Source organism: uncultured Sneathiella sp. (genome assembly GCF_963976355.1).
Taxonomy (GTDB): domain Bacteria; phylum Pseudomonadota; class Alphaproteobacteria; order Sneathiellales; family Sneathiellaceae; genus Sneathiella.
The window spans coordinates 77,177-102,497 of sequence record NZ_CAXBKA010000006.1 but is presented as its reverse complement, the minus strand read 5'-3'; the positions used below and the strand labels follow the sequence as shown (position 1 = coordinate 102,497).

The window sequence follows — 25,321 nt, the reverse complement described above, 5'->3', positions numbered from 1 at the left end:
CATCTCTCAATTCAATAAATACCAACTCGCCCTTCAAGTTTGATTCTCAAGGGCTGCCTGTTCTTTTTGGAGTTTGTCGATTTCCGCCTGCACTTCCTTCAGGCTCTGTTCGGACGCCCATTCCCGATGTTGATCCTTTGAATAGGCGAGCGCATTCCGATAATACAGGAAAGCGTTTAACCGGCAACGGGCATAATTATTCTGTGTCCTGACGACTCTGCCGGGTGTTCCCATGACGATGGAATTATCCGGAATAACCGTTCCTTCCTTCAGGAAACTGTGACCTGCAACGATGCAGTTATTGCCAATGATGCAGTCATCCATAATTGTCGTATTGATGCCGATCAGGCAGTTATCACCGATTGTACAGCCATGTATTGTACAGTGGTGCGTGATGGAACAGTGGGATCCGATATACGTCCCCGTTGAGGAGCCGATATGGATCATGACGAAATCCTGAATATTGGTATATTCGCCGATAACCACCTCTTCCAGTTCCGACCGAATGACGGTGTATGGCCAGAGGGACGCACCTTTATGGATATTCACCTTGCCATAGATGAGGGCTGTGGGATGAAGATAGGCGGCATTACTGATGGTGACATCCGGACCAAATTCTGACATTCGTAGCTCCCTTGATTTTCAGGCATTTTCAAGGATATAAGCCGTCGCGTCAAACGGATGTTGTCGTGAAACTGTTAAATCAGGTCTTGCTTCCAAGGTTGCGACTCGACCCAGTCTCCGAAGGTCGTGATGTCGATCGGACGGCTCATGAAATAGCCTTGCGCTACATCACAACCGAGACTGTTGAGCATTTCCCATGTTTCCGCGTCTTCCACGCCTTCGGCGACTACCGAAAGACCAAGGTTGCCAGCCAGATCCAACAATGTCCGGACGATCACTTCATCGTCCGCGACCCTCGTCATATTGAATACGAAGCTCTTGTCGATCTTAATTTCATCGACGGGAAGTTTGCGCAAATAGCCAAGGGACGTATAGCCGGTTCCAAAATCGTCAATCGAGAGGCGGGTCCCCAACTCATGTAGACGGGTGACAATTTCCTTTGCACGATAGACGTCTGAGATAATGGCGCTTTCCGTAATCTCCAGCTTAAGCAAGGCTGCCGGGAAATCAGTTTCTTCGAGCAATTGCGCGACCATGTCCGGAAAGGTTGGATCATGCAGAATGAGAGCGGAAATATTGACGGAAACACATATTTTACGGCCTTCCGCCAACCACAGGCTACCCTGTTTGACAGCGGCTTTCATCACCCATTCAGTAAGCGCCTGAATTGAGCCAGACCCCTCGGCAAGAGGAATAAAGCTGTCCGGAAAAAGTAGGCCTTGCTTCGGATGCTGCCAGCGAACCAGGGCTTCCACACCAATCAGTTCCTGATCCTTCATCCGGAGCATAGGCTGAAAATGCAGGAGCAGTTGATTATCCGCGATCGCTTCGGGAAGATCCTGTGCGAGACGAAGCTGCTGCCGCCTCTCGATATCATCCTCATGCGTATAGACGACAAAGGGAACCTTGTCCCGCTTCGCCGCGTAAAGTGCGGATATGGATTTGTGTAATAAGCCGTCTGCGGTGTCGTGATCGTCGAGTTGTGCAAGCCCCATCGTCGCATTCACATCCGTTTTTTGCCCGTCGATTAATATGGGTTCGCGAATTTCTCGCATCAGCTCTGTTGCGAACTTCTCATGCGTTATCGTCGTAAGATCCCGGTCAACTGCTAGAAGTGCAAATTCATCATCCCCCAGCCGGCCAACAATCGAGTTATGTGGGGCGAATTTGAAAAGGCGTCCTGCAATGGTTTTCAGAACCTTGTCACCAAAGTCATGGCCCCGACTCTCGTTCAACTCCTTGAAGCTGTTCAGGTCGAGAATGATCAACGATATAGGCTTTTTGGCCTCATGTGCCTTCGCAATAATCTTGGCCATCCGAACCCGGAACTTGCTGCGGCCTGGCAAGGCCGTCAGCGGATCTTCCTCGACCAGTGACGAGAGTTCCATCTCCAGTATTGTCGAGCGATTGTTCAACTTGCAGAGCCGGTCGGCATTAAAAAGAGCGGTTTCCATCCGTTCCGCCGTGAGTTCACTGCTCGCAATGTTTTCCGATGCGCCCTGACGAAGAAAATTCAGGGAACCATCAATGACGATGACGGGCAGAAAGGGCGGCTTGCTTGAGACATTTTGCAGAATTTCCTGATACGCAGCATTGCCACGTGTTCCGTCAAGAATAATGCAATTATATACGCCCGCTGCGATATCTTTTGAGACGGAGTCACTGTAATCCGCTTCGCGCGCGAGAACAGGTATACTGATGTCGCGGCAGAAGTTATGAATGCGATCCCCTGTCTCTATGACCAAGAGGCGCAGTTTGCTGTAGTTCAGGCGCAGGACATGCGGTTGCGTTAACGCAGAACGATCGACACCGACCTGATTCGGGCTTGAAGGTTGATGGGAAGCCAAACCTCTTGTATTCACTGGACTATTCTCTGCCGAATTGTGTTTTTTACAACGGTGCCTGCCGTGTAAACTATTGCCACGTAAATAATGTATAAAGACAGGATGTAAAGAAGGTCTTAATTTTTATAAAATGTTATCGTCCTTTGCATTTGTACAACGCAGGAGGCCCGGTGCTCAATAACCAGAATTAAAAGAAAAGGCATATAAAAGATGGAACAACAGTCTGAATTGACTCCCGTTATCATTGCGGTCGTACCCAACGGCGCGTAAAAAACCTGGCACGATCATCCCGCCTTGCCGATTTCTCCATCAGAGCTGGCGGCGGAGGCTAAGACTCGCGTGGCGGAAAGGGCCTCCATGATCCATTTGCATGTTCGCGATAAAGAGGGCGCGCATACTTTGGATGTTGGGCGTTATCGGGACGCTATTTCTGCAATCAGGGATGAGGTGGGAGACGATATCGTTATCCAGGTTACCAGTGAGGCAGTTGGGATTTATAACGCAGATCAGCAGATAGAGATGGTTGTTGAATTACAGCCGGAAGCAGTGTCTCTTGCTATTCGGGAAATTGTTCCGGAAGGCGGGGAAGAGAAGGCGGCTGCGTTTTTCTCCGAAATGCAGGCGCGTCATATTGTGCCGCAATTCATCCTATACTCGCTAGGAGATTTGCACCGTTGTGACGCTTTAATACGAGATGAGATTATTCCTTTTCCGAATCCTTTTCTACAGCTTGTTCTTGGTCGATACACCGCCGGCCAGCAGTCTCATCCGCGCGACCTTATTCCGTTTGTGGAAGCGCTCGATCCGATGAGGCATTGGTCGGTTTGCGCTTTTGGCCCGCTCGAACACGCCTCTGCAAGTTGCGCACTTGCTATGGGCGGTCACGTAAGAGTTGGATTTGAGAATAATATGATGCTGAAGTCCGGCAAGGGCGCCGCGAATAATGCTGAATTGGTACGGCAGGCCCGGGAGGTTGCAGAGGCCATAGGCCGCCCATTGGCAACCGCCAACGATCTCAGGCGGATGTTCTAATCCAGTCTATTTGAAAGTTTTCAGATAGGCGATCAAATTCTCTCGATCGCTTTCTTTTTTAAGACCGACGAAAGACATTTTTGTGCCTTTGACATATGCTTTCGGCTTCTTCAGATAATCGTCGAGAGTCGCTTCATCCCAGGTAATGCCGGAATCCATCATGGCTTTTGAATATTTATAATCTTCAACGTGCCCTGCCTTGGCGCCGACAATGCCGAACAGATTTGGGCCAACTTTATTTTTCGCACCTTGCTCGATGGTGTGGCAGGCCTTGCATTTCTTAAAAACTTTTTCACCTTTTGCCGCATCTCCGTCCGCAAGTGCAGACGTGGCTATGAATGACAATGCTAGCGATAATCCAAGAGTTGTCAGATTCTTCATTTTCTTAACTTTCTATTTCGCTCGTGTGCAAGTTCTCGTTCATTGTCAGCCGGGATACCACAGCCGACCCTGCAAAAACAGGGACATAGTGTCGCGCCTTATATGGCTTGCAAACACATTCCATCACCTTCCCGTGAGAGACTATATCTCTGCCTGGTATGTTATTTATATAATTCAAGGTAGCGGGAATCGAGAGAATTGAATGAAAACAACGGCTAAGTTTATGCAGGATGACAGCATACCGATGATAGAAACACTGGCGCAGTTACGGCAGGTGTTGAGAAGTCTCCCTCCCGATCAGTTGGAACGGATGAGTGCGGCCGCGGATGAAATACTGGAATGTTATCGCGTCCTCAAAAAAGGGGGCGCGAATATTGTTGGTGAAATTCTTCGCGGTGAGGGCACCTTTTATGAGTGGGATCATTATCCCGAAGGCGATATCTATGACAATGAAACCCATGCTCAATACTATTATCATGCGCATCGGGAGGGGGAGCATGGCCATTTCCACACCTTTCTCCGCAAGAAGGGAATGAAAGCGGACGTCACGCCTGTTCCATATGATGGGGATGCAGATTGGCCGACAGCGGAGGATGAGGTTATCTGCCACCTGATTGCCATTTCGATGGATGGCTCAGGCTTTCCAATAGGCCTGTTTACAACCAATCGCTGGGTTACCGGAGAGAATTGGTATGACAAGGCGGATGTTATTGAAATGCTGGACGGCTTCGTGATTGACCATAGCACGCCATCTTGGCCTGTTAATCGCTGGTTGAGCGCAATGCTGGTACTGTTTCGCCCACAGATTGAACAATTAATCATCGCACGGGATGCAAAAGTGGCGGAATGGCAGGCTGCCAATCCGGATAAGGATGTTTTTGAAGAGCAGGAACTGGAGGTTACAAGCACGCTTGATATCCAGGTTGAGGATCAGATCAGGGCAATAAAAGAAGTGATGCAAGGGCGCCCAGATTAAAGAAATATTAATATAATTTGGCGACATTGGAGCTTCCAAACAACTTAAATACTGGAGCCATCGTGTCTAATAACGGTTCTTTAAGCCCAGCGGACGTAGAGCGATTGCTGACGGACAGGTCGGCTTCGGCGCGTGCAGAAACAGTCGAGAAAATTGCCGGGGGCATAACGGGTGCGGGTTTTAGCGAAACCGAACGTCGTGAAGCTGAAGAAATTTTCCGCATCCTGGTGAACGATGCCGAGGTTCTTGTCCGGCAGACACTTGCAGAAACCCTGAAGTCAGTTCCCGATCTTCCCCACGATATCGCCAAGTCCCTTGCCAGCGATATCGCGGATGTGGCAACACCGATGCTAAGCTTTTCGGCGGCTCTGACTGACGATGACTTGTTTGAAATCATCAGCTCGAAATCGGATATTCATCAAATGGCGGTGGCCAGCCGGAGTGTGGTTTCCGAAGCGGTTTCGGACAAGCTTGCCGAGAGTGGATCTGAGGACGTGGTCGCAACCCTGATGCAGAATCAGGGCGCGGAAATTTCCGAAACGACCTATGAAAAAGTCCTGGATCAGTATGGCGACAGCGAGAAAATCAAGGAACCCATGGCGCACAGGGCGACATTACCGATTACGGTTACGGAACGGCTGGTCACGATGGTTTCGGACAAACTTCGGGATCATTTGGTTCGGCATCATGATATGTCACCGGGCTTGGCCACTGATCTGATTCTGGAGAGCCGCGAAAAAACGATGATCGGTTTTATAAAGGATGGCGCCAGTCACGCCGATCTTGTACGACTTATTGATCAGCTTCATGCCAATGGCCGCTTGACGCCGACAATTATTTTGCGTGCGCTCTGCATGGGTGACGTTGATTTCTTTGAAACGGCGATGGCGAAATATTCCAATATCGCCGTGGCGAACGTTCATATTCTGGTGAATGATGCCGGAGGGAACGGCCTGAAGCAGCTCTGTGAAAAGTCGAATATTCCGGGCGGACTTCAGGAAATAATGAAAGTCGGGCTTGAAGTGGCGAATGAGCTTGATTTCGATGGTACGCCGGGCGATCGAGAACGTTACCGCAATCAGGTTATTGAACGAGTGCTTACTCATTTTCAGGACAGTTTCGACGGCGAGAATGTCGATTATCTCATCGGCAAGCTTGGCCATAGCGCGTCAGCGGACAGCAAGGCTGCCTGAACCGACAAATTCACAACCATTCATTTAATGAAAACGCCGCCTCAACCGGGCGGCATTTTTTCACTTCTTTCTGCGGATGCCGATAACAGCGCCGGCCTGTTTGGGAATTGGCGCATCTGCAAACTCCTCTTTGTGTTGCTGGAGTCTCGATTGCAGGAAGTCAGGCATGGGTGTGGCACTTGGCCCCGCTTTATTCAGATGCATGATCATCTGTTCCGATGTTGCCGCGAGGAAGCGTCTCTCTTGATGTCGCATCTCGAGGAAGAGATGCATTCGCTTTTCATCACAATCCAGAACCCGCACATATATATCTAGCAAGTCTCCCTCATGCACTTCCTGAACATAGGTAACATGGGTTTCCAGCACATATACGGTGCAATTGGAGGAATCACGATATTCGCGGGTCAGTCCGATATCATCGAGAAAAACATCCAGAGACTGATCGAATATCAGCACATAGTAGGCGACATTCATATGCTTGTTGTAATCAATCCATTCCGACAATACCGGTTGTTGATGCAATAACGTAAGAGTGCGTTCGTTCATCACTATTCCTGTGTTTTTCTTCTTTTCGCCAGATGATAGACTATATACTACTGGTAAAGGGAGGGGCTGACTACCCCGGTCAGCTATGCGGGTGAGGGAGATGAGATGACGGAACAACATCCTGGAATGGATCAGGCTATTCACGAGTTGAAAGAGCTTTTGGGAACGCGTTGCTCGACCGCCGCGGCTGTACGGGAGCAGCATGGCAAGGATGAGAGTTGGCACTTTCCCAAAGCGCCTGATGCCGTCTGTTTCGCGGGGAGTACGGAAGAAGTCTCCGAGATTGTCAAAATCTGTGCAGCCCATAAGGTGCCGATTATTCCATTTGCCGCGGGGACGTCGCTTGAAGGACATGTGAACGCAGTCTCGGGCGGAATCTCCATCGACCTTAATGAAATGAACGAAATCCTGCGGGTGAGCACGGAGGATTTGGATTGCTCGGTTCAACCAGGCGTGCGGCGTAAACAACTCAATGAGTATTTACGTGATACAGGCCTGTTTTTCCCCATCGATCCCGGAGCGGATGCTTCTATCGGCGGTATGGCGTCAACACGTGCATCCGGCACGAATGCCGTGCGATATGGGACCATTCGGGAGAATATCCTTAGTCTCAAGGTTGTTTTACCGGACGGACGGATTATCTCGACGGGCCATCGGGCGAAGAAAAGCGCCGCTGGATATGACTTGACCAAGTTGTATATCGGATCGGAAGGAACGCTTGGCATCATCACCGAGATTACGCTTCGTCTTTACGGCATTCCCGAGGCGATATCGGCTGCCACTGTATCTTTCCCGGATATTGAAGGGGCGATACAAAGTGTCATCCTGACCATACAGAGCGGTATTCCGGTTGCCCGAATAGAATTGCTGGACGACGTGCAGGTTGATGCCGTGAATCGCTACTCCAATCTTGACCTGCCGGTACAGCCGACACTTTTCCTCGAGTTTCATGGCAGTGATGCTTACGTCAAGGAACAGGCGGAGAAGGTGAGCGAGATATGTTCGGAGTTCGGGGCTGAAGGCTTTAAATGGACCACGCAGGTGGAAGAGCGCACAAAGCTCTGGCAGGCCCGCCACGATGCGGCCTATGCCGCCATGGCGCTCCGAAACGGGGCGCAAATATGGGCAACCGATGTCTGTGTTCCCATTTCACGCCTTGCGGATTGCATTCTGGAAACCAAGAAGGACCTTGCAGATAGTTTCCTGATTGCGCCTTTGGTCGGGCATGTCGGCGATGGCAATTTTCATTTGTCCTTCGTGATCAAGAAGGAGAACCCGGAAGAGCTTGAGGAGGCAGAGCGTCTAAATGGACGATTAATTGAGCGGGCGCTTTCCATGGATGGTACCTGTACCGGCGAGCATGGTGTTGGGATTGGGAAGATCAAATATATGTACCGTGAGCACGGCGATGCGATTGACGTGATGGCGGCTCTCAAACAGGCGCTCGATCCGGATAATATTATGAACCCCGGCAAGATTATTCCCGCAAAGGCGGCGGAATGAAGTGGATGGCAAGTATTGGTTAGTTGAAGGTGTTTGGATGTGTCGTTAGCAGGGCATGGTGCTGTATTGTCTGCGATCGGTTTTGATGCCGATGATACACTTTGGCAGAACGAGTATTTTTTCCGAATGACAGAGGAAAAATTTGCAGCGTTGCTGAGTGATTATGCCGAGAGTGGTCATATTACGGAGAGATTGCTGGAAGCGGAACGACGAAATCTTCAGTTTTATGGTTATGGAATTAAAGGCTTTACCCTTTCCATGATTGAGACCGCCATCGAGGTCACGGATGATAATGTTCCCGCCACTATCCTGCATGATATCCTGCGGGCTGGCCGCGAGATGCTACGCCATCCCGTCGAAACATTGCCACATGTGCGTAAGACGCTGATGGAGCTCTGCGGGCGGTATCGGCTCATCCTCATCACGAAGGGCGACCTGTTCGATCAGGAGCGCAAGCTTGCGCAATCGGGATTGGGTGAGTTGTTCGATGACGTTCAGATTGTCAGCGAGAAAACGACAGAGACCTATCAGCGGATTTTCAATACCGCAGGCAGGGATGCTTCAACCAGTATGATGGTGGGCAATTCGCTAAAAAGTGATGTCATTCCGGCGATAGAGGCGGGTAGTTTCGGTGTTCATGTCCCGCATGATCTGACATGGGTTCATGAGCATGCGGATGTCCCGATTCATGCGCCGCGCTATCACAGTATTGAGCATCTTGGCGAATTGCCGGATTTGATCGCGAGGCTTAGATAACTTTCGTCAACTACTCGCGGCATGGCTTGAGCTTTAGATTGTCGGGAAGAACTGTCTCCGCGCTTCCACAGGCCCCTTCCAGTTGTTCTTGCTCCAATCCCTTAGCGCTTTCAAGATTTGCACCGGATAAGTTTGCTCCCCAGAACGTTGCGTTGGAGAGCCGCGCCCCTGTCATGTCCGCCTTCACAAGGATAGCCCGATAGAAATTTGCATGGCTCAAATTGGCCTTCTGCAGATGGGCATCCGTCAGATCGGCGCGCGTGAAGTTGGTTTCATCCAGCTCAGTATTGGTCATGATAGCGCCGGACATATTCGCCCGCTTAAAGTTCGTTTCTGATACCTTCGCACCACTGAAATCAGCATTTTTCAAGTTGGCGCGTTTGAAATAGGCTTTACGGATATCCGCATTCCGGAAGTTGCCGCCTTCGACATTGGCGCTGTCAAAATCGGCCCCCCGCAAATTGGCACGACGGAAATTTGCCCCTGACATCACGGCCTTTTCCATATCCGCATCCTGCAAAATGGCATTTTCAAGATCAGCCGATACAAGTGTCGATTTTTCAAGATCGGAGCGACGCATGTCGGCGCCTGAGAGGTCCGCACTGCTGAGGTCAATCTGTTTCAGCATGGAATCGCGCAGATTTGCTTTTTTCATCGCTGCGCCCTTCATGTCTTTATATTGCAATTCAACACCGCGTAAATCGCAATCAGGGCAGTTCCCGCTTTTATTCAGTTTATTCAAATCATTGGATTCATAGGCGTTTGCGGCGGTGATGGCCGTAAACATGAACAAGGCGGTGGCAATTGACAATCTCATACGGAGGCTCCGAAAAACTGCAAAAAATATTTATCTTTGTCTATAAACTAACTCTCATAGCAACGAATTCAATCGCTGTTGATGTTTGACAGGATATAGTCCGCCTGTCACTATTTAGTAAAAGTAAGAAAAATATACTGTGTGGCGACGCATATCCAGTCATCTTGCAAATAAAGGTAATATCAAATGATAAAAGCCGTTCTATGGGATTTCGGCGGTGTTCTCACGACGAGTCCGTTCGAGGCCTTTACCCGGTTTGAAATGGAACACGGCCTGCCTGCGAATTTTATCCGGAAGATCAATTCTACCGATCCCGATACCAATGCCTGGGCGCAGTTCGAGCGAAGTGCGGTTACCCTTGATGAGTTTGATAAACTTTTTGAAGGCGAGAGCGGGAACCTCGGCCATCCAATTCCCGGCACTGAGATAATCAAACTTCTGGCCGGAGACATTCGTCCCAACATGGTCAATGCATTGAAGCTGTGCGGTGAGAAATATATTTGTACCTGCCTGACAAATAATGTTGCGGCCGGAAATGGTCCCGGTATGACCAGGGATGCCGCCGCTCAGGCAGAAGTTGAGGCAGTGATGAGACTGTTTAAGCAGGTTATCGAGTCTAGCAAGATTGGCCTTCGCAAGCCGGATCCGCGTATTTATGAATATGCCTGTGAGCAGATGGGCGTTAACCCGGAGGAGGTCGTGTATCTAGATGATCTTGGTATCAATCTCAAGCCGGCAGCCGCAATGGGCATGAGAACGATCAAGGTTGTTAGTGAGGAACAGGCCCTGCGCGACCTCTCGGCGGCGGCGAACATTTCTTTTTCCTGAACGAGCCAGAAGTCACTATTTCTTCTCGGCCCGGAAGACACCGTCCCAGTTCTCAGGGGGCGGGGACGTTCTGAAGCGGCGAATACGATCCTGATATAGTTTGACAAATTTTTCGAGTCGGGGATTCAACCCGGCGATATGGACAAGTTTTTTCTCTGCGCTATCCCATTCGCGCTCAAGGTACAGCTTGAGAAATGCCTCTATAGCGTCTTTGGCATCAATAAACTCAGCCTTTTGTGCATGCTTCTCATCCCCCAGAAGCCCGAAAATTTTGACGGCTTCTTCTTTTCCCTTCACGGCGATCAGGTCGAGTTCGATCATCGCATAGTCCGGAATTGACTGTGCGGTACTCTCGCCCATGATGATACTGAAGCCATATTCCTTGGTTTGCCCTTCAAGTCGAGAGGCGAGATTAACCGGATCACCGAGAACGGAATAGTCGAAGCGCTGTTCTGACCCTAGATTTCCAACGATACAAACGCCGGTATTCAGGCCAATGCCTACCCGTAGCGCCTTAAAAGGACGACCTTCCGTGGCGGCTTCCGCTTCCAGCTCCTTGTTCAATGCCGCAAGGCGGGTGATCATTTTTAAGGCCGCGTCGGCGCTATCCTTTGGGTGCAGCGGATTATCAAGCGGGGCGTTCCAGAAGGCCATAATGGAATCACCCATATATTTGTCGATGGTGCCCTGATGCGCAAGAATCTCTCCCGTCATCGGCGTCAGGAAACGGTTGATAAGATGGGTCAGTCCTTGCGGGTTATGCTTGTACCCTTCCGAAATAACCGTGAATTCCCGCACGTCGCAGAACATGAACGTCATTTCCCGCTCTTCACCGCCTAAAACCAGGCTATCGGGCGAGGCCGATAATCGCTTGACGAGTTCCGGTGAGAGATAGTGGGCAAAAGCCGTTCGAATGCGTGTACGTTCCTGCTCGGTGCCCCGATAATTTGAATACACCATTGTAATGTAGACGAGTATCGATACCGCCAGTGTATAGCTGACATCAATAAGGACGGAATTATAGACAAAGAAATATATGGAGGAACCGATAGCTGTTACTGAGATAAAAACCAGCAATCCAAGAGTGGTTCGCGCGCCTGCGAGCGGCACCAGTATAATTAGCGCCAGTCCCGTAAACAATGTGCCTATCCATTCAAAAATAGCAATGAACTCAGGCCGGAAAAGATAGGACTGCGTCCATACATTCTCCAGCAACTGCAGATGCATTTCGACTCCCGGAAGATTGGACGTAAGCGGGGATGCCCGTAAATCCTTGAGGCCGGCGGCGGACGTACCGACTAGGACCAGTTTGCCTTCAAAGGCCTTGTCGTCGATCGCGCCATTGATGACATCAAGTGCCGAAACATAGAGTGACGGTTCATACTCCGCATATTTAACCCAGACGCGCCCGCGCGTATCTGTCGGAATGAGTGTTCCGGCAACCTTAAATCCGACAATACCGTTTTCGTTGGTCTGGATAATAACGTTACGGCCTGTTGCTACTCGCAGCATATCCAACGCCAGCGAGGGTATGATCTTTCCATTGATCTGATTGGCCAGAGGAATGCGCCGGACAATACCATCGAAATCCTGATCCAGACTGATCATGCCGCGCCCGGCGGCAGCTTCATCCAGCTTGTCGATATTGCCGATCAGGGCGGGATAGTTTTTCAAAAATTTTTTAGGGTCCTGCCCAAGCATGGCAAAGGACGGTATTCGGTCGAGCCCCAGATTGTTTGCGCCATCACTCTCTGGGCTTACGGATATCCCGAGGACCACTCTGCTGTCGCCAATTTCGCTCGCAAATTCATCATCGAAGGACGGCAGGCTCGCAAGTTGCTCTTTTACCTCTGGCGGAAGCCTGGATATATTTTGGGCGATTTCCGTGGGCGACAATCGATCCGATTCGGCAAAAAGCATATCAAACCCGATGACGGCGGCGCCGCTTTTAGTCGCATTTTTCACAAGTTTTGCGAGATATGTGCGGGGCCAGGGCCATTGGCCAAGGTTCAAAAGGCTGTTTTCGTCTATGTCGATAACGGCGACGGGCCGCGGGTATTGTACCTCCCGTGGTTGGGACTGCTGGTATACGTCAAATATCCGGTCTCGGAAATTTGACAGGAAAGGCGGGTCAGAAATCTGCAGAAACAGGGCCGCCATAAGCAACATGAAGGCGGGAATCCGTCCCCCACGGGCAAAGGAGAGCCATCTTATGATACCGTTCTTTTTTTCCGTTTTTTGTGCTGCTGTGGTTTCTGCCATGCAGGGATTGACCTTTTTCTCAGATCGTTAAACAAGTATATCGCACATTCATTCAAATAGTTGGATTAACTATGTTTATGAAAAATTTTATGAAATTTGTCCAAAATGTGGCATACTTTAATTACAAAAAATACATTACTTTCTTGCTCGCCCGATAAGTACTTTTAAGCAATAGTTTGGGCAACTTTTTTTATGAAGATTATTTGATCGCCGAGTGTAGCGGAAGAATAAATTCTGACTATGCGGGGGTCTTTTTTGCTGTTGGGGTATGAGAGATGAAACAGGGTTTTTCAGTAAACCTCGACGCCAAGCCGCTTGCCGAATATCAGGCGCCTGATCACGGGGCAGTGCAAATTGGTGACGAGATCAAACCGCTTGTTGCGGACTTTGGTCGGGATGGCGTCGATCTGACCCTGACGGACGATACTGGCGGCCATATCATAATTCACGATTATTTTGCATCCGGGCCGGGTGCCGATCTTCTAACTGTGGGCGGTGCGCGGATACCGGCGGATCTGGTGAGCAAGCTGGCAGGCCCTGGCCCGATGGCACAGTCTTCTGGAACGCAAAGCGACGCGGTAGGGCCTATCGGGGAAGTAACGGCATTGGCTGGCACCGTTACCACGCGTCATGCAGACGGAACTAGTGAAGAACTGGTCGAAGGGGCGACGGTTTTCCGGGGAGATGTTATTGAGACTGCAACCGGCTCATCCTTTACCATCGTATTTGTGGATGAGACACAGTTTACGATGGGAGAAAACGGGCGGGCGGTTCTCGATGAAATGATATATAATCCGTCAGCGGGAAGCGGGACATTTGGCATTTCCCTTCTCCAGGGTGTGTTCTCCCTCGTTAGCGGACAGATTGCCAAGGATGACCCGGAGAATGTCGACGTGCGGACTCCTGTCGGGACGATTGGCATCCGCGGTACAAGCTGGTCGGGTAATGTAAAGAGTATTGGCGAAGAATCAATTTTCACGCTTTTTACCGGTGCGATTGTGATTACGAACGAGGCGGGCTCTCAGGTTCTGGATGTTGCCAATCAATCCGTTGTCGTAACGAGCTTTTCCACCTTGCCAAGTGTGCCTTTTATCCTGACAGGGGAACAGCTTTTCAATATTTATGGCGAAGCGCTGCGACTGGTTAATCCCGACTGGTTTAATGAAGAGGATGATTTCAATCCTGATGAGATCAATCCGGAGGCAGGTGGTCGCCGGTCGCAATCAGGTGGCGGGGCAGGCTTCCAGCAGTTCAGTGAAGGTACCATCGACGGCGGGTTATCGATTGGTGACCTGCTGAAAGCTGGTGGGTTACTGGATGGAACCGATCTCAGGTTGCGTGATTTAAGCGAAGATGACGAGATTGTCGGGCTTGGGCCGCAGACAAGTTTAAGCGTTGTTTCTGTCGTGGATCCGGAATCCGGAAATCTCAGCAGTTTTGAAATTGTCATAACGTTGAACGAACCAACCGACCTTCCTGTAACGATTACATATGAGATCAGGGGTGGGTCCGCTACTCAAGCGGATTCGGGTCTTCCGGGCGACGTGGATTTCGTCAGTAACGGGGACGGGACCATTGTGATACCGCCCGGTTCGACCCAAGCCGTCTTCACCGTTGAAGTGATTGATGATGATGTCATTGAAAACCTGGAGTTTTTCATTGTTGCGCTGACAGGGGCGGAAAATGCGGACATTGATGTCTCATCCGGACAGGCGCTTGTCGTGATTGCGGATGACGATATCGGCATTATCACGCTCTCTGACGTAACCGTTGGCGGCACGCCTGTCGGGGGAGGAGAAATTACTGTCGGGGAGGATGCTGGCGTTCTTTCCTTCGTTCTGACACTTGATAAAGCGGTGGCGCCGGGTGTCAGGGTTAGCGTCGATTACGCAATCACCGGCAGCACGACAGCAGGCAGCGACTATGTCGTGGATGGCCTGCAAAGAGTAACGTTCGATGGCGGAGAAACCGGGCTTGCGCCGGGTTCAACTGTAACTGTTAATATCCCGATTGTTGATGACAATCAGTTTGAAGGGACGGAAACCCTGACGCTTACACTGGTCGGGGCGTCAAGCAATGCGGTTATCGATGGAGCAGATAATTCTGTCACACTGACGATCGAAGACAATGACGATCCGGTGATCGTTGATGAGGGCACTCCGGCGAACCTGATTGAAGCTGCCGATGGGGACAGCATCGAGGGCGCTGCCATCGGTATCGGCGGGGGCAGCGGGGAGATCGCGTCTGTTACTTTTGACGCTACGCAACCGGACTTTGATGCTGCGAACCTGGCGTCCCAGGGCAATCCAATTGCCTTAAGCGGGCTTGGCACTAATGTTGTTGTCGGGATGGCTGGCGGAGAGGCAGTATTTACTGTCTCGCTGAATACGGACGGCACATATGATGTCATACTGGATGGTCCGATTGATCATTTGGACGGCGCAGGCGGCAATCTCTCAACCCTTGCCTTTACTCTCGCGATATCTGTGCTCGATGTGAACAGTTCATCGGCCTCCGGCGCGCTGACAATTGAAATTGAAGATAGCACACCGACATTGGGGGCTGCTCAGGCGATAAGTGTAGACGAAGATGATTTGCCGGACGGGAGTGATCTGACGCCCGAAGCAACCAGCGCCGGCGGCGTGGCGGACATAGATTTCGGACTTGATGGAGCGGGTACAGTCGCGCTTGATATTAGTGAATTGCCGGAAATTACCTCTGGTGGCGATCCTGTTTTCTATGAGGTTACCACGCTTGCAAACGGCGTCACCCAGCAGGTTGCAGCAACAGCCTTTCCTGAGGGTGGGGCGCCGCGTTCGGTTTTCGTCCTCCAATTCGGACCGACAGGATCGGGCGATGATTATGGATATACACTCACTCTGAACGATATTGTTGATCACACAGGTGATGGGCAAGATGCGATCGATCTTACCTTTGGCTATGATGTCGTGGATCAGGACGGCTCGAGCGTCAGCGGGTCCTTCGTCGCCTCGATAGTGGATGATGTTCCGATCGCGAGCCCGGATGCGGTAGACTTACCCGCACCGACATTGCCAAGCTATAATCTTGTTTTTGTCCTTGATACGTCGGGGTCGATGAATCTTGCCGTTCCGGGAAGTCTGCAAACTCGCATTCAGGTTTTGCGGGAAGCAGTCAGTAATGTGCTTTCGGAATATAATCAGGTCTCTAGCAATCTGAATATTTCTATTATCGCCTTTGCCGCCGCGTCGTCGTTAGTGTTTCAGGGAGACTCCGTGGCGGCCGCTCAGGATTTTATCAATAATCCGGTCAACCTGATTCCGAACGGATCAACAAACTACGCCGCAGCCATCGAAGAATCGCGAAGTGCTCTCGAGTCACATCTTTCCAATCCGTTGCTTTCAGGGCACACATCAAACGTTTACTTTATCTCGGATGGTGAGCCGAGTGTAACTCTTGAAGTGCCGACGGCGGGGGGCAATGAGTGGCAACAGTTTGTCGACAGTAATGATATCGAAGTTGTCGCTGTCGGTCTGGGTAACGGTATCAGCACAATTGAGCTTGCCAAGGTTGAAAATGCCGGTGATGCGCCGACGGTGGTTGTCGATCCTGGTGATCTGGAGACAGTCCTCGTTGATACGGTTCCGGTTGTCGAGACGGACAACGTGGTCAGTTCGGGATCAGTTGATAGTCTTGGCGCGGATGGCGGGACACTAACCTCACTGATCTATAATGGCTTTGAGTATGATATTCCACAGAATGGAGATCCGCTTATCGTCGAAACGATACTCGGCGGGATGCTCTCCATTGATGCAGAAGGCAATTATACGTATACGGCCCCCTCTCAGGCGGACCCCGGCGAGATGGAGAGTTTCGAGTATGTTCTGACCGATGGGGATAATGATACAAGCAGCGCAATTCTGTCCTTTACTTTTGTCGAAGTCGGCAATGGCGCGTTCACTGCATTTTCGGCCTTTGCTCCGGCGGGGAGTTCCTTTGCGGGCAATGACGAAAATCTCGTACTCTTTGGAACGAGCGCTGGCGAGACTATTGTCGGCCAAGGCGGTGACGATATTCTGCAAGGTAACGGCGGGGATGATACGCTGACCGGCGGGCAGGGCGCCGATATATATGTTTTTACGGGTGCGGATAGCGGGGACGTCACCATTACTGACTTTGTCCCGTCGGAAGATGTGATCAATCTCGACCAGATATTTGATGATTTAGGTATTCTCGCGGAAGATCGCGGGGACGGGGATGCGTGGCAGTTGATGGAAGCTGGTGGTCGACCAACTCTGACATTGCTTGTTGCCAATGGGCCCACCATTACGATCGATAATTATGTAAATCCGGATGTGCAAGCGATGGAGGATATCGCGGCACGGATCGTCGTCGATGAATCCTAGGGACGGGGTTTGTACCCGCGTGCTTTAAGCTCGTTTATCTTCCGTTCTTCCCATTCTTTTCCGTGATGCGGTCCTCTAAAAATCATGATTCCTTGTATTATCAAGGAAACAGCAAAACCTGCCGCGGGCCAGAGAAACCACCAATAATCAGGCGAAGTCGCCATATTTATGATGAAAAGTAAGAGTGTAATCGCCCCGAAAGCAGTGGCCCGCCTGTTGAAGGCCGCTTGTCGTTTGACATAGCCACGAATTTTCCTGTCGTCTTCGGTCTCTTCCTGTGAAGCGTCTTCGGAACTTAGGTCGGAATCGGTTGCGTTTTTATAGACATCCGGCATTTCGGTCAGCATGAGCGAATAAACAGGAACTGGATCAGCGATATTCTTGACAGTTTTATTTCCAAGGAATTCAAAATGCTTTGGCAGTTTGTTCTTTACCTGATCAAAAACAGAGCCGGATATGCAGATACCACCAACAGGCGCCAGGGCTTCCAGCCTTGCGGCGACATTAACTCCTTCACCGAAAATATCGTCGCCCTCAATCAGGACATCTCCCAGATTGATGCCGATGCGGTAGAGCATCTGGTCTGCGGGAGATAAGGATAGGTTATCCTCGTTTATCCTGTTCTGAACCTCAACAGCGCATTGCACGGCATTTACTACGCTCGAAAATTCACAAACAAGTCCATCGCCGGTCATATTAACAATTCGCCCATTGTACCGGGTGATAAAGTCGCTAAAAATCTCCCGCGCGGCTTTCAACCTGCTGAGCGTTTCCCCCTCATCCTTGTTCATGAGACGGCTGTAGCCTGCGACGTCCGCGCAAAGTATCGTTGTGAGTTTCCTGTCGGTTCCGGAGTTCATAGGGTTATCTCCAGCTCAATTCAGGCGGGGTACTTAGTGGTCAGACGCAGAGGCAAATTTATTCTCAAGGCCTGTCGAAAATGAGAGACCTTCCGGGGTTAGAACAATCTTGTCTTCCCAGTTCTCTTTTACAAGGCCTTTACGACAGAGCGCCACCCATACGGATTTGTTGTTCAGTCCGCTGGCATCGCGGCTTGCGACGACATACTCTCCGACATGCGTGTGATTCCCATGTGCGTGGGGGAGGCGGGTAATACGAACGTCACCAGCATTGCCCTCCGGAGTTGAGCTGTCCGGATCGCGCGCCAATATCTGCAAAAGGGTCAATGTTTTGCTTTGCAAAGCGTTCAGTTTAATCCGTTTTCCGACCACGATATTGTCTGCCCTGTACTGACTAAATTATATTTTTGCGAGAAATTCCGCGATTGCCTGACCAATCTCATCTGGACTGTCTTCCTGTATGAAATGCAGCCCATTGACGGTTACTTCGGTCTGATTGGGCCATGTTCGACAGAATTCGCGCTGAGGGCCGACCAGAATTGATCCGGGGTCGGCGTTCACAAATAGTTTGGGCAAATCCGATTTGCTGAGCCAGTTGGAATAATCATCCACTATCTTGACAACGTCATCGGGCTCCCCGGCGATGGGAATCTGCCTCGGCCAGGTCAGGGTCGGTCTCCTGTCTTCCCCGGCATTTCGAAATGGGCGGGTATATTCGCGCTGCTCTTCTTCTTCCAATGTCCGAATGATGGAAGTTGGCAGCACTCTTTCAACGAAGATATTTTTCTCAAGGACGAGCTCTTCGCCGGCCGGGCTACGAAAGGCCTGAAAAATGTTCCGCGCGGCCTCTGGCCAATTGTCCCAGCTCGGGATTGGCTGAACGATCGCCTCCATATAAGCGATGCTTTTTATTGCCGATTGGTTCTGGTACGCCCAGTCAAAGCCCAGAGCCGATCCCCAGTCATGAACGATCAGTGTCACGTTCCTGTCGACCATCAGATAGGCAAGCAGATCATGGAGGAATGAACGGTGTTCTTTAAACGTATAGCTGTCCGGGCCGCTTTCCGGTAGTTTTTCGGAATCTCCCATACCAATCAGGTCCGGGGCAATCAGGCGTCCGCGCCCTTCCAGATGTGGCATAATATTACGCCACAAATAGGATGAGGTCGGATTCCCGTGCAGGAACACGATTGGGTCTCCCTCGCCCTCTTCGATATAAGACATTTTAAGACCCCGGATTGTCGCCGATTTCTTCTTATATCTGGCTGCTATCGTCATGTTATGCCGGTCTCCCTGATTGCTTCCTGAATGAGATGGAGCAATAAAGCATGGCCGGATAATAACGCGAGAGAGCAAATCTGCGCAACAAAAGAAGTCGCGTTTTGAATGGGGTGGGTTGAGCGAAGCGTTACAAAGAATCAGGAGAGGGGGAGGCGGATTTTTTCCTGATAGGATGTTACAACCTTTTTAATGTCTTCTACCGTCAGTCCATCACGTTTAAGGACCGCGAGCATAATCGGATCGGACAAGAGGTCCTTCAACGCAGGCTCGGGATATTTCTGCACAACGGTTTCCATTTTTACCTCCTTTTGCCCTGCCTTTGCCGAGCGCGACCTTTAAGTAGAAGAAGGTTGAGTCATTTCTATGACATTAATTTGTTTTTCTTAAACTGAATGTGTGAAGAAAGTGCTAATTTTTGGGCGAAGGGGTTTCTTCGTCATCTCGGGCAGGCGACAGCTTTTTCTGATCAAGTTCAGATTTTCCGCGCTGTAACTGGCTTTTATCCTGCTTTTTCTGCAGAGAGGTTCTGCCAAAGCGCACGCGATTGTTGCGCGCCAGCTCTTCAGCTTTTTTGCGGCCCTGCTTTTTTCGAAACTGATTCAGGTTGACAACATCACCCATATCGCCGTTGCCCTAAGTTGATTGGTTGCTTGTCTTCTATATAGGGTCGCAATGAGCAGTTCTCAAAGGGATATTTTGGGATTCGGTGCCGGTTCAGTCTCTTTTTCAAGAAGTTCTTCCAGCACATAAAGACGGATTGCGCTGGACAGGTTACCGCTTCGCATCGCGTCTATTTCCGTCAGTAACTCATTGATGCTCAAACACTGACGCCTGGCACTCGCCCGGATCAGATCCCAGAACTTCTGCTCTAGTGAAACGCTGGTGCGGTGGCCTGCGATGCTGACCGAATGCTTAACAAGCCGTGCGGGCGGTTCCGCTGAAAGATCAGGCGGTGGCACCATCTTTTTTCCGGGCAAAGAAATCATTTCCTTTATCATCCATAACGATAAAGGCAGGGAAGTCCTCCACCTCGATCCGCCAGATTGCCTCCATGCCAAATTCTTCAAAAGCCTGAACTTCAACCTTCTTTATATTGTTTTGTGCAAGAATAGCAGCTGGGCCGCCGATGGAGCCAAGGTAAAACCCGCCGTGCTTATTACAGGCATCGACAACGACCTTGCTGCGGTTGCCTTTTGCGAGCATGACCATACTACCTCCTTCCGCCATAAACTGGTCGACATAACCGTCCATTCGACCTGCTGTGGTGGGGCCGAATGAACCGGATGCATATCCTTCCGGTGTTTTGGCGGGGCCGGCATAGTAGATGATATGATCCTTGAAATACTGAGGAAGCCCTTCGCCGTTCTCCAGTAGTTCCCGTAATTTTCTGTGGGCTAGATCGCGCGCGACAATGATCGTTCCGCTCAGGCTCAGCCGTGTTTTGATCGGATATTGAGAAAGTTTGGCCAATATGTCTTTCATCGGTGCGTTGAGGTCGATTCTGACAACATTGCTGTTCAGGTCCGCATCCGTCACCTCGGGAAGGTATTTTGCCGGATTCGTCTCTAACTGCTCGATAAAGACGCCGTCTTTGGTGATCTTTCCCTTCACCTGCCGGTCGGCAGAACAGGATACACCAATTCCGATAGGAACGCTGGCGCCATGGCGCGGCATCCGGATCACCCTTACATCGTGGCAGAAATACTTTCCGCCGAATTGAGCGCCTATGCCAATTTTTTGCGATATTTTGAGAATTTTCTGTTCCATCTCAAGGTCGCGGAATGCGCGGCCATGTTCGTTACCGCTTGTCGGCAGTTCGTCATAATATTTCGTTGAGGCAAGCTTGACCGTTTTCATCGTATCCTCAGCAGAGGTGCCGCCGATCACAACCGCGAGATGGTAAGGCGGGCAGGCTGCTGTGCCCAACGACATCATCATCTCCTCGATAGAGGGGACGAGGCGGTCTGGTGTCAGGACACTCGGCACAGCCTGATGCAAGAAGGTCTTGTTGGCAGAACCGCCTCCCTTGGCGACAAAAAGAAATTCGTATTCGTTGCCATTTGTCGCATAAAGATCAATCTGGGCCGGGAGGTTCGTGCCGGTATTTTTCTCCTCAAACATACTGATGGGCGCCAGCTGTGAGTAGCGCAAGTTTGTTTCGGTGTATGTCTCGAAAACTCCGCGGGAGAGTTGCTCCTTGTCTGTTCCGTCCGTCCAGACATATTGCCCTTTCTTGCCCATGATGATCGCGGTTCCGGTATCCTGGCATCCGGGCAGAACCATCCCGGCCGCTATATTGGCGTTTTTCAGGAGCTCGGTGGCCACGAACTTGTCGTTTTCGGACGCCTCTTCATCTTTCAGAATATTCGCGAGCTGCTCCAGATGCTTTGGGCGCAGAAGATGCGCCACATCATGCATTGCGGTTGCCGCCAGCAAGCTCAGGGCCTCTGGCTCGACTTTCAGAACCTCTTTACCATCAACATTTATTGTCGATACATGATCAGACGTCAGTTTACGGTAGGGCGTGTTGTCTTTTCCAAGGGAGAAGACTTCCTGATAATGAAATTCGGGCATGGACAGGCTTTCATTCTTTGAACGAAACAGGGAAATTTGACAGGTAACTTAGCTATTTTTTGCGAAAGGCATCAAGGGTAATTATTTCACCCTGCTTTTCCTGCGGCTGCCCCGTTTCCTCCGAAGCCTCTTCCATGGCTTTTTCGTCGCTGTCATCGGTCGCTGGTGCGGCCTCCGCCTCTGCCAGAGTTGTTGAAAATTGCAGGCCAAACTGGACTGACGGGTCGGCAAATGCGGTCAGGGCATCAAATGGAATTCTGAGCGTTTCCCGTTTATGATTGAAGCTGAGATCAACAGTGAAATAGTCCGGCTCCACCACGATGTCCCAGAACTGATGCTGGAGGACAATCGTCATTTCGTCCTTATAGCGTTCCGCGAGGTGACTGGGTACAGAGACGCCGGGGAAGCGCGTTTTGAAGGTGATATAGAAGTGCTGGTCACCGGGCAGGCCATATTCGGAAGCATGACGTAGCGCGTTACGGACAACATCCATAAGTGCCGTTTCAACCATTTTTTTATAATTGATTTCGTCATCCATATGCTGAATAGTCCCCGCCTCCAACTCGCTAAGCAAAAATAAGTGAAGGGGCTTCTGTTGCCAGGTGCCCCTCCGAACCCCGTGTAGTGCTATTAAGCAGCTACGGCAAATGCTTCGTCATTATCGTTAGCATTTATAGATTTGACCCCGTTATACGGTGGTATCATGCCGGGCAAAAATTACATCTTTACTGCGCGCGTCGAACCTATTTCGCCCCCATCAGAAAGACAGCCAGTCAGATGTCTATTGCTATCTTTATGGTGGAGGCGCCGGGTACCGCCCCCGGGTCCGCAACGGTTATTCCATGCAACGTTTATCGCCATAGTTGGTTTCCCAACATCCGTAATATAATTCTTTTGGTTTGAATTTGAAAGGGGGCAGTGCGCCTAAATTTAAAATCTCTGCTCCCGTTCGAGTACAATAAAGCTGTGATCAAACATGTCTTTTTCCGATTTTGAATGGAATTCATTCGAAATTTCCCGCCATTTTTCGGGATCGAATTCAGGAAAAAAAGTATCCCCGTCAATGGTTGCATGGACCCTTGTCAGGTAAATTCTATCAAGTTGATCAAGGCAGAGGCGGAAGATCTCCGCGCCACCGATGACGACGACTTCACGGGCATTCATTTGTTTGGCCGCTTCATTACCGATCTCAAAGGCTGATTCAAGGGTATGGGTGACAATTACACCTTCCGCCTTGAAATCCGGATCACGGGTTATGACAATGCTGGTCCGGCCGGGCAATGGTCCCGGAAGCGACTCAAATGTCTTTCTACCCATGATAATCGGTTTCCCCATGGTTGTTTTCTTGAACCATTTCAGGTCATTCGAAAGGCGCCAAGGAAGATCGTTGTCAATGCCGATAACCTGATTCTCGGATACCGCGACAATGGCCGAGAGGATAGCCTTCGTCATTCTGGCCTAGACCGCGACTTTTGCCGGAATATGTGCCGCGGCTTCATAATCGCTAAGCTCAAAATCGTCGAAGGTGAAGTCAAAAATATCCTTAATGTCCGGGTTTATTCTCATAGATGGAAGCTTGCCGGGTATGCGGGCCAGTTGAGTATCGGCCTGCTCCAGATGATTGGCGTACAGATGCGTGTCCCCGAAACTGTGGATAAATTCGCCGGGCTCCAGATCGCATACTTGCGCAATCATCATTGTCAGCAGGGCGTAGGAAGCAATATTGAAAGGAACGCCCAGGAAGACATCTGCGCTCCTCTGGTATAGCTGGCAGGAGAGTTTGCCTTCAGCAACATAAAACTGGAACAGGCAGTGGCAAGGAGGGAGAGCCATATTATCAACCTCCGCAGGGTTCCATGCGCTGACAATAAGCCGTCTGGAATTTGGGTTTGTCTTGATCTGTGTGATAAGATTGGAAATCTGATCAATGGTCTGGCCATTTCCGGCTGGCCATGATCGCCACTGGGAGCCATATACTGGCCCAAGCTCGCCATTTTCATCCGCCCATTCGTCCCAGATCCGAACGCCGTTTTCCTGCAGATAACGGACATTCGTGTCCCCGGCCAGAAACCACAAAAGCTCATGAATGATGGATTTCAGATGCAGTTTCTTTGTGGTCAACATCGGAAAGCCCTTCGCCAGACCGAACCGCATCTGATGGCCGAAAATGCTGTAGGTTCCGACCCCGGTTCGGTCCGCCTTGAAAGTGCCCGTCTGACGCACGGTACGAAGAAGATCGAGATATTGCTGCATCCGGTGAAACCCTGGAAACGATAAAAAAGACATAGATAAGATAAAGCAAACTGGCCCTGATTGTCAGTAGTCAATCCAGGTAATTTTCATTCTATCTTTTCGTCAAGGAATGTACGCCCCTCCCGATCCTCAATTTCCAGGACCCAGAGATCCGGATCATTCTTGATCTGGCGAGTGATATAGGAATCGGCGCTTTCTTCATCCACCCAGTCCGGGCCGGTTCCCTTTAGCCACATACGCGCGCCATCTTCAAAATTCATGGCGGGCGATAACACCATGCAGCCTGATCCCAACCGGTTGATCTTAATGAGGACAGAACCCGCTGTAGCATCACCGCGCCGGGCAACCATCACCGGGACATTCCAGGCGGCGCATTTTCGAATATGAGCTTTGACCCAGAGTTCTGCTTTCAGACGAGGTTCCAGCGGCTTGTCCTTTCTTAGTCAGCGTTCTGCATTTCGGAAATTAGTATTTCATCGCGAAGGCGCAGCAGGCGGTTTCTGCCCGTCAAATCCCATTTCTCCTCGCATTGGCGGGCGGCCTCTTCAAGGATGTCACATGCTTTCGCGCCGTACTTTTCCATGTAATGCGCCGCAACGCGACCAGTCAGATCATGTATTTCGCGAATTTCTCTCATTTCGCCAATAATTTGACTTCCCGATGGCGGGGACAGCCGACAATGTGATCATTGACCATACCGACCGCCTGCATAAAGGCGTATACGATGGTCGGTCCGACAAATTTGAAACCACGCTTCTTCAAATCCTTCGAGATTGCCTGGCTGAGTTCTGTCTCTGCTGGAACATGAGCCATGGACGCCCGGTCATTTTGCAAGGGCTTTCCATCAAGATAGTCCCAGAGGAGGCGCGAAAACCCGTTTTCCTTTTCCTCAATCTCCAGAAAAAGCTGTGCGCCTTTAATGGTGCCGAGGATCTTGGCCCGGTTGCGGATTATTCCACTGTCTTGCATTAGGGATTCCACTTTTTTGTCGTCATATCGCGCAATGAGTTCCGGGTTGAAATTGTCGAATGCGGCATGGAAATTGTCACGTTTGCGCAAGATAGTGATCCATGACAGGCCGGCCTGAAAGCCGTCTAGAATCAGCTTTTCATAAAGGGCGCGGCCGTCATATTCCGGCACGCCCCATTCTTCATCATGATAAGCTTTATAGAAGGAGTCGTCTCCATACCAAGTACAGCCACTCAT

The 25,321-nt window shown here is 50.5% G+C and carries 25 protein-coding genes, 1 other RNA gene and 1 pseudogene; 7 read left to right on the top strand and 20 right to left on the bottom strand.

All coding sequences use genetic code 11. The annotated features are described in order from the left end of the window. Positions 1-33: 33 nt before the first annotated feature. Together AAC599_RS14455 and AAC599_RS14450 are read right to left on the bottom strand one after the other, a co-directional pair. A complete protein-coding gene (locus AAC599_RS14455) occupies positions 34-624 on the bottom strand; it encodes a gamma carbonic anhydrase family protein (RefSeq protein WP_340151107.1) in 591 nt (196 codons plus the stop codon). Positions 625-698: 74 nt separating this feature from the next. Next, positions 699-2,486: a bifunctional diguanylate cyclase/phosphodiesterase gene (locus AAC599_RS14450; protein WP_340151106.1), complete on the bottom strand. Its 1,788-nt coding sequence runs from the start codon at positions 2,484-2,486 to the stop codon at positions 699-701. Between the two features lie 270 nt (positions 2,487-2,756). Between AAC599_RS14450 and AAC599_RS14445 the strand changes: the two are divergent. Further along, positions 2,757-3,500, top strand: a pseudogene (locus AAC599_RS14445) (3-keto-5-aminohexanoate cleavage protein); the annotation flags it as partial. A 6-nt stretch (positions 3,501-3,506) separates the two neighbouring features. Here the strand turns inward: AAC599_RS14445 and AAC599_RS14440 are convergent. Then, positions 3,507-3,881, bottom strand: coding sequence for a cytochrome c family protein (locus AAC599_RS14440; RefSeq protein ID WP_340151105.1), 375 nt, complete (start codon positions 3,879-3,881; stop codon positions 3,507-3,509). A gap of 202 nt (positions 3,882-4,083) precedes the next feature. Here AAC599_RS14440 and AAC599_RS14435 point away from each other — a divergent pair, with 202 nt between their 5' ends. Together AAC599_RS14435 and AAC599_RS14430 are read left to right on the top strand one after the other, a co-directional pair. Next, positions 4,084-4,857 carry a hypothetical protein gene (locus AAC599_RS14435; RefSeq protein WP_340151104.1) on the top strand — a complete coding sequence of 258 codons (774 nt, stop codon included), beginning with the start codon at positions 4,084-4,086 and terminating at the stop codon, positions 4,855-4,857. Positions 4,858-4,919: 62 nt separating this feature from the next. Further along, positions 4,920-6,050: a DUF2336 domain-containing protein gene (locus AAC599_RS14430; protein WP_340151103.1), complete on the top strand. Its 1,131-nt coding sequence runs from the start codon at positions 4,920-4,922 to the stop codon at positions 6,048-6,050. A 60-nt stretch (positions 6,051-6,110) separates the two neighbouring features. Here AAC599_RS14430 and AAC599_RS14425 read toward each other — a convergent pair whose 3' ends face one another. Further along, on the bottom strand, positions 6,111-6,596 hold the full coding sequence (locus AAC599_RS14425) for a thioesterase family protein (RefSeq protein ID WP_340151102.1): 486 nt from the start codon (positions 6,594-6,596) through the stop codon (positions 6,111-6,113). Positions 6,597-6,701: 105 nt separating this feature from the next. Between AAC599_RS14425 and AAC599_RS14420 the strand changes: the two genes are divergently transcribed. Both AAC599_RS14420 and AAC599_RS14415 read left to right on the top strand, forming a co-directional pair. Continuing rightward, the gene (locus AAC599_RS14420; RefSeq protein ID WP_340151101.1) at positions 6,702-8,099 is read left to right on the top strand and encodes an FAD-linked oxidase C-terminal domain-containing protein; all 1,398 of its coding nucleotides are present in this window, start codon (positions 6,702-6,704) and stop codon (positions 8,097-8,099) included. 39 nt (positions 8,100-8,138) lie between these two features. Next, entirely contained in the window at positions 8,139-8,855 is a 717-nt protein-coding gene (locus tag AAC599_RS14415) for an HAD family hydrolase (protein WP_340151100.1), read from the top strand. Between the two features lie 10 nt (positions 8,856-8,865). Here AAC599_RS14415 and AAC599_RS14410 read toward each other — a convergent pair whose 3' ends face one another. Then, complete coding sequence (locus AAC599_RS14410; RefSeq protein WP_340151099.1) at positions 8,866-9,672, bottom strand: pentapeptide repeat-containing protein; 807 nt, start codon at positions 9,670-9,672, stop codon at positions 8,866-8,868. Between the two features lie 186 nt (positions 9,673-9,858). Here AAC599_RS14410 and AAC599_RS14405 point away from each other — a divergent pair, with 186 nt between their 5' ends. Further along, the gene (locus AAC599_RS14405) at positions 9,859-10,500 is read left to right on the top strand and encodes an HAD-IA family hydrolase (RefSeq protein WP_340151098.1); all 642 of its coding nucleotides are present in this window, start codon (positions 9,859-9,861) and stop codon (positions 10,498-10,500) included. 15 nt (positions 10,501-10,515) lie between these two features. On the opposite strand, the gene AAC599_RS14400 is transcribed toward AAC599_RS14405, so the two are convergent. Further along, entirely contained in the window at positions 10,516-12,762 is a 2,247-nt protein-coding gene (locus tag AAC599_RS14400) for an adenylate/guanylate cyclase domain-containing protein (protein ID WP_340151097.1), read from the bottom strand. 275 nt (positions 12,763-13,037) lie between these two features. On the opposite strand from AAC599_RS14400, the gene AAC599_RS14395 reads away from it, so the two are divergent. Continuing rightward, a complete protein-coding gene (locus AAC599_RS14395; RefSeq protein ID WP_340151096.1) occupies positions 13,038-17,147 on the top strand; it encodes a Calx-beta domain-containing protein in 4,110 nt (1,369 codons plus the stop codon). Here AAC599_RS14395 and AAC599_RS14390 read toward each other — a convergent pair. From AAC599_RS14390 to AAC599_RS14325, 14 genes are all read right to left on the bottom strand, one after another. Next, positions 17,144-18,007, bottom strand: a complete 864-nt coding sequence (locus tag AAC599_RS14390) for an adenylate/guanylate cyclase domain-containing protein (RefSeq protein ID WP_340151095.1) — start codon at positions 18,005-18,007, stop codon at positions 17,144-17,146. The two genes, AAC599_RS14395 and AAC599_RS14390, sit on opposite strands and share 4 nt — an antisense overlap. 33 nt (positions 18,008-18,040) lie before the next feature. Further along, entirely contained in the window at positions 18,041-18,334 is a 294-nt protein-coding gene (locus AAC599_RS14385) for a hypothetical protein (RefSeq protein WP_340151094.1), read from the bottom strand. Between the two features lie 72 nt (positions 18,335-18,406). Continuing rightward, on the bottom strand, positions 18,407-19,285 hold the full coding sequence (locus AAC599_RS14380) for a haloalkane dehalogenase (protein WP_340151093.1): 879 nt from the start codon (positions 19,283-19,285) through the stop codon (positions 18,407-18,409). 140 nt (positions 19,286-19,425) lie between these two features. Then, the gene (locus AAC599_RS14375; RefSeq protein WP_340151092.1) at positions 19,426-19,584 is read right to left on the bottom strand and encodes a hypothetical protein; all 159 of its coding nucleotides are present in this window, start codon (positions 19,582-19,584) and stop codon (positions 19,426-19,428) included. 112 nt (positions 19,585-19,696) lie between these two features. Continuing rightward, positions 19,697-19,909, bottom strand: a complete 213-nt coding sequence (locus AAC599_RS14370) for a DUF4169 family protein (RefSeq protein WP_340151091.1) — start codon at positions 19,907-19,909, stop codon at positions 19,697-19,699. A gap of 62 nt (positions 19,910-19,971) precedes the next feature. Beyond that, positions 19,972-20,250, bottom strand: a complete 279-nt coding sequence (locus tag AAC599_RS14365; RefSeq protein ID WP_340151090.1) for a ribbon-helix-helix domain-containing protein — start codon at positions 20,248-20,250, stop codon at positions 19,972-19,974. Next, positions 20,234-21,862 carry a fumarate hydratase gene (locus AAC599_RS14360; RefSeq protein ID WP_340151089.1) on the bottom strand — a complete coding sequence of 543 codons (1,629 nt, stop codon included), beginning with the start codon at positions 21,860-21,862 and terminating at the stop codon, positions 20,234-20,236. Before AAC599_RS14360 ends, AAC599_RS14365 begins: the two co-directional genes overlap by 17 nt. Before the next feature lie 52 nt (positions 21,863-21,914). Beyond that, the gene (locus AAC599_RS14355; protein WP_340151088.1) at positions 21,915-22,400 is read right to left on the bottom strand and encodes a ClpXP protease specificity-enhancing factor SspB; all 486 of its coding nucleotides are present in this window, start codon (positions 22,398-22,400) and stop codon (positions 21,915-21,917) included. Between the two features lie 41 nt (positions 22,401-22,441). Then, positions 22,442-22,777: a transfer-messenger RNA gene (gene ssrA, locus AAC599_RS14350) on the bottom strand. A 15-nt stretch (positions 22,778-22,792) separates the two neighbouring features. Further along, a complete protein-coding gene (locus tag AAC599_RS14345) occupies positions 22,793-23,314 on the bottom strand; it encodes a dihydrofolate reductase (RefSeq protein ID WP_340151087.1) in 522 nt (173 codons plus the stop codon). Positions 23,315-23,320: 6 nt separating this feature from the next. Beyond that, positions 23,321-24,115 carry a thymidylate synthase gene (locus AAC599_RS14340; protein ID WP_340151086.1) on the bottom strand — a complete coding sequence of 265 codons (795 nt, stop codon included), beginning with the start codon at positions 24,113-24,115 and terminating at the stop codon, positions 23,321-23,323. Positions 24,116-24,201: 86 nt separating this feature from the next. After that, positions 24,202-24,528 (bottom strand): DUF1491 family protein, encoded by a 327-nt coding sequence (locus AAC599_RS14335; protein ID WP_340151260.1) that lies wholly within the window; start codon positions 24,526-24,528, stop codon positions 24,202-24,204. Positions 24,529-24,554: 26 nt separating this feature from the next. Next, on the bottom strand, positions 24,555-24,752 hold the full coding sequence (locus tag AAC599_RS14330; protein ID WP_340151085.1) for a hypothetical protein: 198 nt from the start codon (positions 24,750-24,752) through the stop codon (positions 24,555-24,557). Next, a complete protein-coding gene (locus AAC599_RS14325; RefSeq protein ID WP_340151084.1) occupies positions 24,749-25,321 on the bottom strand; it encodes a DNA-3-methyladenine glycosylase I in 573 nt (190 codons plus the stop codon). Before AAC599_RS14325 ends, AAC599_RS14330 begins: the two co-directional genes overlap by 4 nt.